The organism is Vibrio sp. Isolate24 (genome assembly GCF_022398215.1).
Lineage (GTDB): Bacteria > Pseudomonadota > Gammaproteobacteria > Enterobacterales > Vibrionaceae > Vibrio > Vibrio coralliilyticus_A.
In genome coordinates, this window is record NZ_JAKEUU010000003.1 from 709,542 (window position 1) to 722,819 (window position 13,278).

General features: G+C 44.2%; 14 protein-coding genes. 7 read left to right on the forward strand and 7 right to left on the reverse strand.

Features of this window, described 5'->3' with window-relative positions; translation table 11 throughout:
* Positions 1–74 precede the first annotated feature (74 nt).
* On the forward strand, positions 75–1,163 hold the full coding sequence (locus tag L1D23_RS15975; protein ID WP_239868160.1) for a response regulator: 1,089 nt from the start codon (positions 75–77) through the stop codon (positions 1,161–1,163).
* A gap of 75 nt (positions 1,164–1,238) precedes the next feature.
* On the opposite strand, the gene L1D23_RS15980 is transcribed toward L1D23_RS15975, so the two are convergent.
* Complete coding sequence (locus tag L1D23_RS15980) at positions 1,239–2,450, reverse strand: putative manganese transporter (protein WP_239868163.1); 1,212 nt, start codon at positions 2,448–2,450, stop codon at positions 1,239–1,241.
* Positions 2,451–2,633: 183 nt separating this feature from the next.
* On the opposite strand from L1D23_RS15980, the gene L1D23_RS15985 reads away from it, so the two are divergent.
* Both L1D23_RS15985 and L1D23_RS15990 read left to right on the forward strand, forming a co-directional pair.
* Complete coding sequence (locus L1D23_RS15985) at positions 2,634–3,539, forward strand: manganese-dependent inorganic pyrophosphatase (protein ID WP_239868166.1); 906 nt, start codon at positions 2,634–2,636, stop codon at positions 3,537–3,539.
* A gap of 66 nt (positions 3,540–3,605) precedes the next feature.
* Complete coding sequence (locus L1D23_RS15990; RefSeq protein WP_239836700.1) at positions 3,606–3,995, forward strand: DUF2750 domain-containing protein; 390 nt, start codon at positions 3,606–3,608, stop codon at positions 3,993–3,995.
* 93 nt (positions 3,996–4,088) lie between these two features.
* Here L1D23_RS15990 and L1D23_RS15995 read toward each other — a convergent pair whose 3' ends face one another.
* The 6 genes from L1D23_RS15995 to pspF all read right to left on the reverse strand — a co-directional run bounded on the left by L1D23_RS15995 (position 4,089) and on the right by pspF (position 10,432).
* Positions 4,089–4,874: an ATP-binding cassette domain-containing protein gene (locus tag L1D23_RS15995; protein ID WP_239836699.1), complete on the reverse strand. Its 786-nt coding sequence runs from the start codon at positions 4,872–4,874 to the stop codon at positions 4,089–4,091.
* The gene (locus L1D23_RS16000) at positions 4,871–5,869 is read right to left on the reverse strand and encodes an oligopeptide/dipeptide ABC transporter ATP-binding protein (protein ID WP_239868169.1); all 999 of its coding nucleotides are present in this window, start codon (positions 5,867–5,869) and stop codon (positions 4,871–4,873) included. Before L1D23_RS16000 ends, L1D23_RS15995 begins: the two co-directional genes overlap by 4 nt.
* The gene (sapC, locus tag L1D23_RS16005) at positions 5,869–6,756 is read right to left on the reverse strand and encodes a putrescine export ABC transporter permease SapC (RefSeq protein ID WP_239868172.1); all 888 of its coding nucleotides are present in this window, start codon (positions 6,754–6,756) and stop codon (positions 5,869–5,871) included. Before sapC ends, L1D23_RS16000 begins: the two co-directional genes overlap by 1 nt.
* Positions 6,743–7,705: an ABC transporter permease subunit gene (locus L1D23_RS16010; protein ID WP_239836696.1), complete on the reverse strand. Its 963-nt coding sequence runs from the start codon at positions 7,703–7,705 to the stop codon at positions 6,743–6,745. The genes sapC and L1D23_RS16010 overlap by 14 nt, the downstream gene beginning before the upstream one ends.
* Positions 7,705–9,324 carry an ABC transporter substrate-binding protein gene (locus L1D23_RS16015; RefSeq protein WP_239868175.1) on the reverse strand — a complete coding sequence of 540 codons (1,620 nt, stop codon included), beginning with the start codon at positions 9,322–9,324 and terminating at the stop codon, positions 7,705–7,707. The genes L1D23_RS16010 and L1D23_RS16015 overlap by 1 nt, the downstream gene beginning before the upstream one ends.
* 109 nt (positions 9,325–9,433) lie before the next feature.
* Positions 9,434–10,432 carry a phage shock protein operon transcriptional activator gene (gene pspF, locus L1D23_RS16020; RefSeq protein WP_239836694.1) on the reverse strand — a complete coding sequence of 333 codons (999 nt, stop codon included), beginning with the start codon at positions 10,430–10,432 and terminating at the stop codon, positions 9,434–9,436.
* A 213-nt stretch (positions 10,433–10,645) separates the two neighbouring features.
* On the opposite strand from pspF, the gene pspA reads away from it, so the two are divergent.
* From pspA to L1D23_RS16040, 4 genes are all read left to right on the forward strand, one after another.
* Positions 10,646–11,317, forward strand: coding sequence for a phage shock protein PspA (gene pspA / locus L1D23_RS16025; protein WP_239836693.1), 672 nt, complete (start codon positions 10,646–10,648; stop codon positions 11,315–11,317).
* 178 nt (positions 11,318–11,495) lie between these two features.
* Positions 11,496–11,729, forward strand: coding sequence for an envelope stress response membrane protein PspB (gene pspB, locus L1D23_RS16030; protein WP_239868178.1), 234 nt, complete (start codon positions 11,496–11,498; stop codon positions 11,727–11,729).
* Complete coding sequence (gene pspC, locus L1D23_RS16035; protein ID WP_239836691.1) at positions 11,722–12,111, forward strand: envelope stress response membrane protein PspC; 390 nt, start codon at positions 11,722–11,724, stop codon at positions 12,109–12,111. Before pspB ends, pspC begins: the two co-directional genes overlap by 8 nt.
* A 134-nt stretch (positions 12,112–12,245) precedes the next feature.
* Positions 12,246–13,277 carry an efflux RND transporter periplasmic adaptor subunit gene (locus L1D23_RS16040; RefSeq protein WP_239868181.1) on the forward strand — a complete coding sequence of 344 codons (1,032 nt, stop codon included), beginning with the start codon at positions 12,246–12,248 and terminating at the stop codon, positions 13,275–13,277.
* The last annotated feature ends 1 nt before the right edge of the window (position 13,278 follow it).

The window sequence follows — 13,278 nt, forward strand, 5'->3', positions numbered from 1 at the left end:
AAGAGTTAGGGGGTGACATGGATGTTTCGCAAACCAGTATTTATATATTCTATAATTCGAAAGAAATACTAGATATGGTAAAGCCTGTTGCGTCAATATTGTTCGATAATGTGTCACCCATTAATATTGAGAAAGAACAAGCCAAGTTTGTGCAGTCGCTTAAGCAGCCACACTTAAGCATTATTTCTATCTATGCTTTTGAAAGCCCTAAAGAAGCGGCAACCCTTTCCAAGTTACTCAATGAGCATGGTGCTCTTCAACATCAAGCACACATTCCTAAATACGATCTATTAATGTGCAATAAATCTTATCGTCAGGAAGCATATGACCTATGTGTTCAGGAACTGTTCTATAGCTATGAAACGATCAAGCCAATTTATGACACCAACAAGGTTATCCTGACATTGCGTCGACTAGCGCAGCACTTGGCGACCAAAGTAGAGCTCCAACAAGTTGAACAAGATAATCTTAAGATGGAAGAGAGCATTAATAGCAGTATTGAGTCGATAGACGCTTTGCAAACGCAGGTACAGGAGACATCAACTCAGCAAGATAGTGAGTTTGAACAGGTGACTAAGTCGCTTAATGAGCTATTGGCTCGAGTGCCAGCCATTGAGTGGGAAAAAGCATTTACTAATATTGTGCGCTCAATGCCGGAATCTGTACAAAGAACGACACTCAGCCAATTCTCTATTAAGGAATTTCGTGATGATCTAGAAAAATATCGCAATAACAGTGCAGAAATGCTGAATAAGATTTCCAGCTCTCTGGACGCTTCAAAGCCTCAGACTTTATCTAAAGGGCCGTTGATCGTTGTTGCTGATGATCAGCCTGTGATGCTAAAAATCATATCCTCAATTTTAGAGCCAAAGGGCTATAAAGTCGAAAGCGCAAGTAATGGTGTCGAAGCTCTTATGAAAGCAAAAGTCATGAAACCAGAGCTCATACTTCTCGATATAGATATGCCGATCATGGATGGTTTAGCAACGTTAGACGCAGTGAAAAAGGTCGAGACTATTAAGCACATACCAATTATCATGCTAACCAGTCACTCTGATAAAGACATCATTAAATCCAGTATCAGCCTGGGTGCTGTCGATTATGTTGTGAAACCGACGAAAGCTGATATCCTTCTTGCGAAAATCGCGAATGCGTTAAAATAGGCCACCTGAACCAGTTACTAAACGATAGAAGCCATCAATTTTATGCAAACTCATTTGTGCGTAGACTTAACGTTGTCACTCGAATACTAGGTAGTAACTGTAACCCACAACTAGGGCTGGAATCGCAGAGTAAACAGTCGCAACTAGTGCCGCTTTAGGGGCCAATGCGATAGCAGGAAATAGCGCATCGCCATCATTGGATATCGCATTCGCTAATTGTGCAGATAAAGGCACCGCGCCTGAAATGTAGAGACTGGTGACTAAGATTTGAGGCCCACATCCTGGTAGCATACCGACAGCGACCCCGAGCAAAGGCATCCACGCACCCCAACCGGAAAAAGTCTCCGTTAAGTTAATGTGACCAAAGTAGGCTATGAGTTCAAAGGTCATAAAAGCGAGAACAACCCATGCAGTTACGAAGTTAGTATCTTGCGCCGCTTTCTGCAGGGGATGTGAAGAAACGGTTTTTTTATCTTCCGATACTGTTGACTCATAATCTTTGATTTCTTTGGTTAAGGACCAAAGTAACATGCTAAGAATGATAAGCCCTGTTCCTAGCCATTCAATACTCGCTGCAGGAAGAGAAAGAAGCGCGTTGATATCCACTTGAAACGAGCCTAGTACGGCCACAAATGTTGCTGGTACGATTAGCCATTGCCAAAAGGCACCTTGGAGATTGATGGCCTTCTTTTCAAAGTGGGACTGCTGACTATGATCAGAGCGGCAGCAGAATTTTTCAGCTAATGCTGATGTAACGGTTGGTCTTAAGAAGTCGTCTTGATGGATAGCGTTGACAACCCATCCAGAGATCGAGCCTACCACAATGCCCAGTGCAACAACGGCCAAACCTATGTCAGGTTTACTGGCTAACAGAAGAAACGCAGCATCCCCCATCGTAGAGGTTAACACCGCGACAATAGCACCAAACCCGACTCGTCCACTAACGAATTGTGTCGTGACTATGATGGCACCACCGCATCCGGGAAGTGCACCCAGTAAAGAAGCAAAGAAAACCTGATAGCTACGTGAGCTCTGGTATAAGTTAACCAGCTTGCTCTCTTTGTTCATCCATAGGGACATATAGTGGTAGATGACCAAAGTAAAAGCAACGTAGGCTGACACTGCCCAAAAGGCATCAGACAACGTTGAAACTGTGACCTCTCGGGTTGCTTCGTTAAGCACTAAAGCCAGCAAAACAACGGGTAATAAAAGGCGTTTGTAAGCTGGTTGGAACTGAGAGAAAGACAGCCAATGGGGTAAAGCCGCTAAAAGCCTAATCGAATTCATAATACCAAAATACAAATGAGAATAATTATCAATATATTTTAATGAGGATTATTTGCAACTAAAAGTTGTGATTTACACTTTTCTTTTTGCTAACTCATGACAAATTTCAAAATTCAGGTAAAGTATCGGCCTTTGTGAGTAATTGCCCAATATGGGCCTATGTAAGTCGTAATAGGAAAAAAGATGATTCTAGTTGTAGGTCACAAGAACCCTGATAGTGATAGCATCTGTAGTGCATTGGTAGCAACTGAGCTGCTCAAGGCTCGTGGCTTTGAAGCAATGCCAATTCGCCAAGGTGAAATTAACCGTGAAACACAGCACATTCTTGAAGTCGCGGGCGCAGAAGTACCTGAACTTCGTACTTCTGTTGCGGGTGAAAAAATTTGGTTGGTTGACTACTCAGATCTAGCACAAGCACCGGATGACGTGGCTGAAGCTGAAATTTTAGGTATTGTTGACCACCACCGTCTTGGTGATGTCATGACCGTAAACCCTATGGAAGCATGGATTTGGCCTGTTGGTTGTACCAACACTGTTCTATTCAACATGTTCAAAATTGAAGGTCATAAAATCACACCACAAATCGCTAAGCTAATGATGTCGGCGATCCTATCTGATACCGTCGGCTTTGCTTCTCCTACTTGCACACAGAAAGATAAAGATGCCGTTGAAGAGCTAGCGAAAATTGCAGACGTATGTGATGTTGACGCTTTCATTAAAGATCTTCTTATCGCAAAAACAAACATCGAAGGTCTTTCTGCGGCTGAGCTTGTAGAAAAAGATCTGAAAGGTTACCCATTTAACGGTCGTGATGTTGTTGTCGGTCAGGTTGAACTGGCTACTCTAGAGCAAGTTGATGGTATGATTGAAGCGCTGGAGTCTGATCTAGAGCGCCGCTGTGCTGAAGAAAGCCTAGCCTTTGCTGCGGTCATGTTAACAGACATCACTACTGCTCAAACTCGTCTACTATACAAAGGTGAGTGGGCGGAAAAGCTGACCAAGCATGAGCAAGATGGTGTGCTGATGATGGAAAATACGCTAAGTCGTAAGAAGCAAGGTTGGCCTTGGCTTCAGGCTGAGTTAGCATAACACCGTTCAATGATTAAATGTAACGCCCACGGTCATCGTGGGCGTTTTGCTTTAAGGAGTAAGGAAATGTCAGAGCCACTTTCACAACAACAGATAGACTCTGTGCTAAAAATGCGTGAAGACGAGCGATTCAGTTACACAGTGAAAGAAATCGCCAAAAACAGACAAGTCTGGATTTTGACTGATGAGCATGGCTGTGTGATGCTTAATACAGAAGATGAAGATTGTATACCGGTTTGGCCCCATGAAGAATTTGCCAATCAATGGGCTACAGGTGATTGGGAGCACTGCAAAGCGGAGGCTATATCGACCGCAAAATGGTTTAGTCGTTGGACCTACGGACTTGAAGACGATGAGTTGTCTATTGTCGTGTTTCCTAATCAAAGCGAAGAAGGGCTAGTTCTGTACCCTGATGAGTTCGAATTTGAACTGAAAAAGCACCAAAAGAAACGCTAAACCTAAGGGTATCTGTTCTCAAGAGATGTCACTACCGTATGGCTAAGTCAAGAACAGTGTATGATCCCATTGCAGCCTTGGCAGATGGGATTATTATTTGAAACAGGTTGCTTTGTTGAAGTGACTTTCCACCATGCGTTGAGTAATGATGTTGTCTGGGCAGGTTAACACTTGCTGTGTTTCACCTGCTTCCACTACCTCTCCATCATGCATAACCATCACCTTGTCGGTAATGTGTTTGACAACCCCTAAGTGTTGGGAAACATAGATAAACGATACGCCCATCTCTTCCTGCAATTCTAAGAATAAATTAATAATCTGAGAACGCATGGCCATGTCTAAACCATTTAGTGCTTCATCAGCGATAATAATCGAAGGTTGTAGAATCAACGCACGAGCCAAGCATATGCGCTGCTTTTGGCCCGCAGCCAGCATCTGAGGGTAAAAATAAGCGTGCTCTGGAAGGAGTCCGACCCTAAGCAAAACATCTTTAACGCGCTTCATACGTGCTTCAGGTGTCATACTGGTATTTCGTTTCAAAGGACTTTCAAGAATGCGGCCAATCTGAATACGTGGATTGAGTGACGTATTCGGGTCTTGAAATATCATCCTGATCAATTTGCAACGAGTCGAGTAATCTTTGTGTTCCAAAAGTTCGCCATTGACCCGTATTTCACCACTGGTTGGCTCGATCATTCCCGCAAGCATGCGAGCTAATGTCGACTTTCCTGAACCGTTTTGACCAATAAAACCAATGGTTTGCCCGGCTTCTAATGTAAAGCTGACAGGTTTAACGGCATGGTGGATTTTTTTGCGAAACAAGCCTGAGCGAGTGACAAACTCTTTACTTAGGCCATTAACTTCTAGTAGCGCACTCATGCTTTCTTCTTCTCCATATTCAGAGGGAAGTGGCAGGCAAATTTGTGATTTTTGACTCGTCTGGTGATTGGCATTTCTACGCACTGCCTTTGAGCATAAGGACAACGGGGGCCAAGTCTACAACCAATGGGTAGATGCTGCAGTGGCGGAATACTACCTGGGAGAGACTGGAGTTTCTCTTTATGAGGAATCCATTCACCGAAATCGGGCATAGCTTTAAGTAAAGCAACGGTATAAGGGTGCTTTGGCTTGGCAAGAATCTTTTTAGTGTCTGCTGACTCTACAGACTGGCCACAGTACATGACGGTAATCCGCGTTGCCCACTGGGTAATGGTTGTCAAGTCATGGCCGATGAGCATGATCGACGTGTTGTTGATCTGATTCATACGACTAAGAAGTCGTAGGATTTGAGATTGAGTGATTGGGTCGAGATCATTGGTTGGTTCATCGGCAATCAGAAGCTTAGGCTTAGCGGCGATGGCCATCGCAATCATGATCTTTTGACATTCACCATCCGTCAGCTCATACGGATAGCTTGACATGATTTGTTCGTGGTTTCTGATCCCTACTTTATGAAGTAGAGCAACCGCTTGTTTCTTACGCCATTTAAAGCGCTCCCACCACTTTCTGGTAAAAGAATGAGCGGGGATGGACTCTATCAATTGGCGTCCGACTTCTTCCGAAGGATCCAAACACGTTGAAGGCTCTTGAAAGATCATCGCAATATCACGAGCGATGACTCTGCGACGCTCTTTAGGGGTTAACTGCAGCAAATCCACATTGCCAAGGCGCATTCGGTCGGCTGTTATCTTCCAGTTTTCCTTACAGACTCCAACGATGGCTTTGGCTACCAAACTCTTACCTGAGCCAGATTCTCCCACCAATCCACGAATTTCTCCTTCGTTCATGGTTAGACTCATGCGATCCACTGCCTTCATCAGGCCTTGCGGAGTTTCAATCTCAATCGTTAGGTGGCGAATATCTAGTAATGGCATTATTCGATCCCCGCGTTAAGTGCCTGACGAACGCCTTCACCCACCAAGTTAATGACAATCACGATGAACATGATGGCAAGGCCAGGAAGCGTCACTGTCCAAGGTGCTAAATAGATTAATTCAACAGAGTCACCAAGAATCGCACCCCACTCGGTGCTTGGGGCTTGTGCGCCTAAACCAAGGAAGCCCAGTGCAGTAATATCCAAAATCGCGATTGACAGAGCGAGGGTTACCTCAGAAGCAATCACAACCAAAATATTGGGAAGGATGGAATTCCAGAGCAGATAAAAGTCGTTCGCACCATCAAGGCGAGCAGCCATAATGTAGTCTTTTTCAACTTCAGTATGCACAGCGATATAGACTGAGCGGACGAACCTTGGGATCAAAGCGAGGCATATCGCAAGTAGAATATTAAACTCGCCAAACCCCAAGAAAGCGACAAAAATAATCGCGAGGAGAAGCGATGGAATCGACATGACGGTGTCAAGTAAATGGTTGAGTGTACTTGATAACAATCCTTTGGTCATGCCAGCTAAAATACCAATCAAACAACCCACAATTGTTGCAATGAGTGTGATGATAACAGCAGCGCCGAACGTTAACTGTGATCCCTCAATAATCCGAGATAGGATATCTCGACCTAGGTCATCAGTACCGAGAAAATATTCGACTGTGCCTGCCGGGTTCCAAGAGGGAGGGACAAGCAGTTCCCCCGTCTGGGCTTGAGGGTCATGAGGAGTCAGCCAAGGAGAAGCTAAAGTGACGACAACAATAAAAACAAGGCACCATAAACCGAACATGGCTAAGCCGTTTGCACGATAGCTGCGCCAGAAACGCTCGAATTGCGTCGGGATTTGTTCTTCCTGATAGATGTTATCGGTTAGCATACCACTCTTTCCTCACTAACGGATTGACCATAGCGCCAACCAAATCTGAAAGAATATTCGCCGTCAACACTAAGGTGGCGACAACAATAACACCAGCCTGAATAGAAACATAATCCTGATTGGAAAGTGCGTCGAGTAACCAGCGACCAATACCCGGCCAGTTAAAGATCGATTCTGTAATGATAGCTAGAGTCAACATACTGGATAGCTGAACGCCTATCTTAGGGATAATCGGCGGTATCGCATTTCTCAGCACGTGTTGAGTGACGATTTTGTGCGTCGATAGACCTTTGATGCGAGCGGCTCGAATATAGTTTTGGCCCATGACTTCGGCAACCGAAGTACGCATTAAACCAATAACTTGAGTGGTTGGAGCAAGCGCCAACACTAAACAAGGTAGTATCAAGTGCTCTAAAACACTTTGTAGTGCATGAGCGCGATACTCGCCACGCGCAAAGAATGCATCCACGATGGCAAAACCCGTGACATGATCAATTTCATAGAGTAGGTCATAACGGCCAGCGACTGGGAATAGCTCGAAATGCAGTGAGAATGCCATGATCATGAGAAGTGCGACCCAAAAAATCGGTGCGGAATAACCGGACATTGAGGTAAAGGAAATGGCTGTGTCAATCCACTTGCCTTGCTTCATACCGGCGAGCGTGCCAACTGGGATCCCGATCAGGAGAGAAAGGGCAAAAGCGATCAAACATAATTCCAACGTTGCAGGGAAAACAACAGCGAGTTCATCTGCGATTGGAACTCCGCTTTTTGTCATCCCAAAGTTGAGGTGCATCAGCTCGCCAATATAAGTCATCCAACCCGGCCAGAAATCTTGAACGGTCCAAGGAGAATTTGGGTCAAGCCTAAGCAGGCTAAAGCCTACCATGGTTAGGATAAGTAATGTGATGATGAAAAGGTTGATACGTCGAACAGTATAGAGAAACATTATTTGACCCTCTCTACCGCATCAAAAGGTTGTGCGTTAAATGGACTCACTTTAAACCCTTGTAATGAAGCATCATAAGCTTGGAACTGCATACCATGGCTAAGTGGAATCACCGGAAATTCTTCGTTGAGAATGTTTTGTGCCTGTTTATACAAGTTAAGACGGTAACGTGGCTTATCGACTTCCAGTGCAAGGTCGAGTAGGAAATCGAAATCAGCATTACACCAGCTGGAGACATTCAAGCCCACTCGTTTTGAATCACACGATAGTAATGGTCGGAGGAAATTATCTGGGTCACCTGTATTGGCAATCCAGCCTGTAAGGTACAGATCGATGTTGGTGTTGCTGGCGACGTCAGTGCGATCATAGCGATCATCTGTCAGTAGATTAAGTGTAATGCCGATATCTGCTAAGTTTGCTTGGATAAGCTCAGCCGTTTTACGAGGGCTTGGGTTGTAAGCACGTGGCTCAAGAGGGACTGACATGGTCAACTCCAGCCCTTTATCGAATCCTGCTTCTTTAATTAACGCAATCGCGTAATTACGGTCGTAACGAATTTGCACACTGTCTTTGAGATATGCCCAAGAGCTGGGAGGGAGCACCGAATAGGCCTGACTACCGGTGCCGTAGTAAACGGATTCGAGAATGTTTTGGCGATTAATGGCGTAGTTAAGAGCTTTACGAACTCTAGGGTCATTAAGTGCAGGGTGAGTGGTATTGACAGCAATGAATGAAATATTCATCGCCGGCTTAGCCATTAGTTTAATATCGCTTTGTTGTTTAATAATAGGGATCTGACTCGATAATGGCGAGTTGAGTACATCACACTCATTACGAAGTAGCTTGGCTAAAGTGCCTGTACCTCGGTGAGAAATATCAAATACCACTTGAGCCATCTTAGGTTTGCCTTTCCAGTACCCATTGTGACGTTTGAGCCTGACGAGGTCATTGACCTGATAATCATCAAGATAAAATGGACCGGTTCCAACAGGGTGGCTGTCGAGCATGGCTTTGTTATCGCTCAGCGTAAGTTGGCTAGCGTACTCTGCAGAGTGGATAACTGCATGGCTAGTGGCGATATTGGACAGAAACGTATTGTCTGGTCGGCTCAGGGTGAAACGGACTTGATATGGTGAGATAGCCCGAACATCAACGAGTAGGTTTTGAAAATCGATCCCGCTAAACCAAGGGTAGAGGCCACTTCCAACATAATGATAAGGATGGGAATTGTCGATGATTCGACGGAAGCTGAACACTACATCTTCAGCATTCATGGCTCGGCTGGGCGTAAACCAAGCGGTATTTTGGAATTGAGCGTCTTTGCGCAGGTTAAACGTATATTCTGTGCCAGATTTGTTAACGGACCAGCTGGTCGCAAGGTTGGCAATAGGTTTGAAATTGTTCGAGTCTAGCGTCAGCAAAGTATCAAATAGCTGAGGGCTAAGAGTTTCAGACGTAATGCCGCTATCAACCAATTGAGGGTTAAAGCTGGTTGGACCGCCTTGACCACAGTAGACGAAACCACTTTGGCGAATTTTATTGTGATCAAGCTCTTCACCACAGCCTGTAAGCAAGGTGATGCTGAAGATACTTAATGTCAGTTGAATGAATGCTTTCATAGAAAGAACAATTGCCAGAGACAAAGCATAATAGAACTCCCCATTATGCCTTAATATCTCAGTAATTTACCATTATTAGTTTATGGTTTTTAAAATAACCTATACGTACTCAGGAAAGATTCGAGAGGTCGTACTTTCTGATCATCCCTCTTAGCTGATGATAGCTCAGGCCAAGCATATCGGCTGCCTTCCGTTGGTTAAATTTGCTCTCTTCAAGGGCCGCTTTCAGCAAGCGAATATCTTGGCTTTCCTGCCACGCTTTGTAGTCCATTGGAAAATGAAAGGTTGGTTGGTCTGGTAATGGTTGTGATTGAAGAGAAACTGGCTCAGGTTCTGTTTGCCACTGCGTTGCAAATGGGTCGAATATCAATTGGTTGATTGGCTCATCTTGCTGCCCGTGCTGATAAACCGCCCTTTCTATCACATTTTTAAGTTCACGGACGTTTCCGGGCCATTGATAGTCAAGCAGTGCTTGCTGAGCATCAGGAGAGAAACCAACGAAGTAGTCAAAGTTCAACTCTCGACACATCTTGATGGCGTAGTATTCCGCTAACAGCAGAATGTCTTCTTGACGTTCTCGAAGTGGAGGTAAATGAATGACGTCGAAAGCAAGCCTGTCAAGCAGATCTGCTCGAAACTCACCGTTCTCAGCCATTTTCGGCAGATCGGCGTTAGTCGCGCAGATCAGCCGCACATTGGCGTTAAGCAATTGGTGCCCACCAACGCGTTCATATTGGCCGTATTCAATCACTCGTAATAGCTTTTCCTGCACCAGCAGTGGAGCGGTGGCGAGCTCATCGAGAAAGAGGGTGCCATTTTCAGCTCGTTCAAAGCGCCCCTTGTGACGTCCTTTTGAACCAGTAAAAGCGCCTTGCTCATGGCCGAATAACTCTGAGTCGATCAGGCCTTCGCTCAAGGTAGAGCAATTGAGGGAAATTAGTGGCTGATCCCAACGTTTTGATAGGTAATGGAGGCGTTGAGCAATCAGTTCTTTACCTGTCCCTCGTTCACCAATGATTAGAATAGGACGTTCTATGGCTGCGAGTTTGGAGACCTTGTCTAGTATCGTCAGGAAAGCTGGTGACTCGCCAATGAGATTTTGTTGCATGAAAACACTCCAATGGTGAAATTTACCTATTGTTAGCTAAATTCATCATAGATAAGTTCGAATTACAATGGCAGTTTTCGTAAACTGTTGTTTTTTATATATTTATAAGTTGGCACGTATCTTGGTTATTGAATAAGTAAGTGAAACCTACAATGAACATCAGATGTAACCAAGTCGCGATAATGTGATTGATTACAGGATAAGGAGTTAAATATGGGTATTTTTTCTCGTTTTGCCGACATCGTAAACTCAAACATTAGTGCCTTATTAGATAAAGCGGAAGATCCTGAAAAAATGATTCGTCTTATTATTCAGGAAATGGAAGATACATTAGTCGAAGTTCGTACGAATTCGGCCAAGGCGATTGCTGATAAAAAAGAGTTGGCACGTAAAGTTGAATCTCTTGAAGGCCAAATTAGCGATTGGCAAGAGAAAGCTACACTAGCTCTGACCAAGCAGCGTGAGGATTTGGCTCGTGCAGCTTTAATTGAAAAGCAAAAACTGCAAGATATGTTGAAAGGTTTGCATACTGAGCAAACATTAGTGGAAGAAACGATTGAAAAGCTCACCGGCGAAATCAGTAAGCTTGAAAGTAAAATCACCGAAACACGTGCTAAGCAGCAAGCACTTGCTATTCGTTCTCAAGCGGCTTCGAACCGACGTGATGTGCAGAAGCATTTACATACGGCGCGTACATCTGAAGCAATGGCAAAGTTCGAGCAATACACTCGTAAGATAGATGAACTGGAAGCAGAAGCAGATGTATATGCTAAGTCCGGTAATTCGAAATCCTTAGATCAGGAATTTGCTGAGCTGCAAGCGCAAGACGAGATTGAACAAGAGCTTGAAAATTTGAAAAAACAGATGAACGAAAAAAAGTCATAAAAGTCGAGATCTGAAGGTGCACAGGTCAGGTGGGTCGCACCTGACCTCATTAAAACCAATTTATGGTTTTTCCAATATTTTCGAAGTTCTTAGTTTTATTTAATTGATTTTATAACAGCTTGCGGCAGAGTAGAGGTGTACTCGTGTGAAACTGTTGTCTATTTATTAGGAGTCATTTATGTCGTCATTTCTTATTGCAGGACCACTGATTGTCTTTCTGATTTTCGTCGCTCCACTATGGTTAATACTTCATTATCGTAGCAAGAAGAAAACGGCAAGTGGTCTATCAGAAGATGATTTCCAGAGATTACAAACCTTGTCAGAAAAAGCAGAACAGATGCAAAAGCGTGTGGACACGTTAGAGCGTATTCTTGATTCTGAAACCCCTAACTGGAGACGCCGATATGAATAAGCGAGAGCTGTACCGCGATACCGTTAATGGTAAGATTTCAGGTGTTTGTGCAGGCTTAGCTAATTACTTTGGTACTGAAGTTTGGTTGATTCGAATCTTAGTGATCTCTGCTGCACTTCTTGGTGGCAGCTTCTTGGTGTTGTTGGCCTATATCGCGATGACTTTCATGCTTGAAAAACAACCTGCTAATTATGTTGAATCTCTTAAAATGGAGCAGGAACACAAGTTGAAAAGTAAACCATGGCAACAAGGTCAGGCTCCTGGGGCATTGCTAGAAACGCTTGAGAAAGATTTTGATGGCCTTGAAAATCAAATTCGTGGCCTAGAGGCGTATGTCACCTCCGATACGTTTAAAGTTGATCGAGAGTTTAAAAGTTTATAGTTCGATAATGAGAGCCGCCACTATGTTTTGTTAGCAAATTATTAATTTTAATAATAATTTACTGGTATGTGTCTGGCAGTCGCGTAATCATTCATCTATCTTTGTAACTAAAAGTGACAAATGGATGTTTGACTATGCACAAGAATTTTGTGCTTCTCGCCATAGCTGCAACATTAGGTGGCTGTGGTAAGGAGCTCCCTCCTGTTCCTGAACCCGAATCCAGACCAGCAAAACTCTTTACCGTTTCGGTTGGCAACGCACAGTTTGAAAGACATTTTCCCGCCACATCCGAAGCTGGTGATAAAGCGATTTTAGCTTTCCGAGTACCCGGACAACTTCAGTCTATCGATGTCCTTTCGGGCCAACCTGTGAGCAAAGGTGAAGTCCTTGCCTCCCTAAACCCAGATGAATATTCCTTATTAGCTAAGCAGGCAGAAGCGCAGTACCGCCTCGCGGATGTTCAGTTTGAACGTTATAAAAAACTGCGTGTTGATATGGTAGTTTCAGAGCAAGATTTTGATCAAGCTAAGGCGAACCTTAACTCTGCCAAAGCCACATTAGAACAAGCCCGTGCCAATCTTCGTTATACCAAGTTGGTCGCACCTTATGATGGCACGATTTCACTGATTACGACTGATAACTACGAATACATTGCTGCTAAGCAAGGTGTAATGAATATTCAGACGAATCAGTTAATGAAAGTACAATTCCAGCTCCCTGACCACCTGTTGAATCGCTTTGCAAGCGGCATCAACCTGACTGCAACTATGAGATTTGATGCATTTCCTGAGAGCCGCTATGAGCTGACTTTTCAGGAAGTAGATACGGAGGCCGATCCTAAAACGGGCTCTTACAAGGTCACCATGGTCATGGCACGCCCAACAGATACCGGAATTTTGCCAGGTATGGCAGGGGAGGTGCATGTCAAAATTGATTCAGAAGGAGCGACACGGATTCCTAATGCAGCAATATTTAACGAAAATGGAAAAACTTGTGTTTGGCGTGTAGCACACAATGGCGTAGTGGAAAAAGCTTCCATTGTGTTGAACAACAAGCGTGAAGTTAAGAGTGGTTTAAATGATGGTGATCAGATCATCATTTCTGGTGTCAGTGGCATTGAACCCGGGACCAAAGTGAGGGAGTGGATCAAGGAGCGAGGATTGTAAT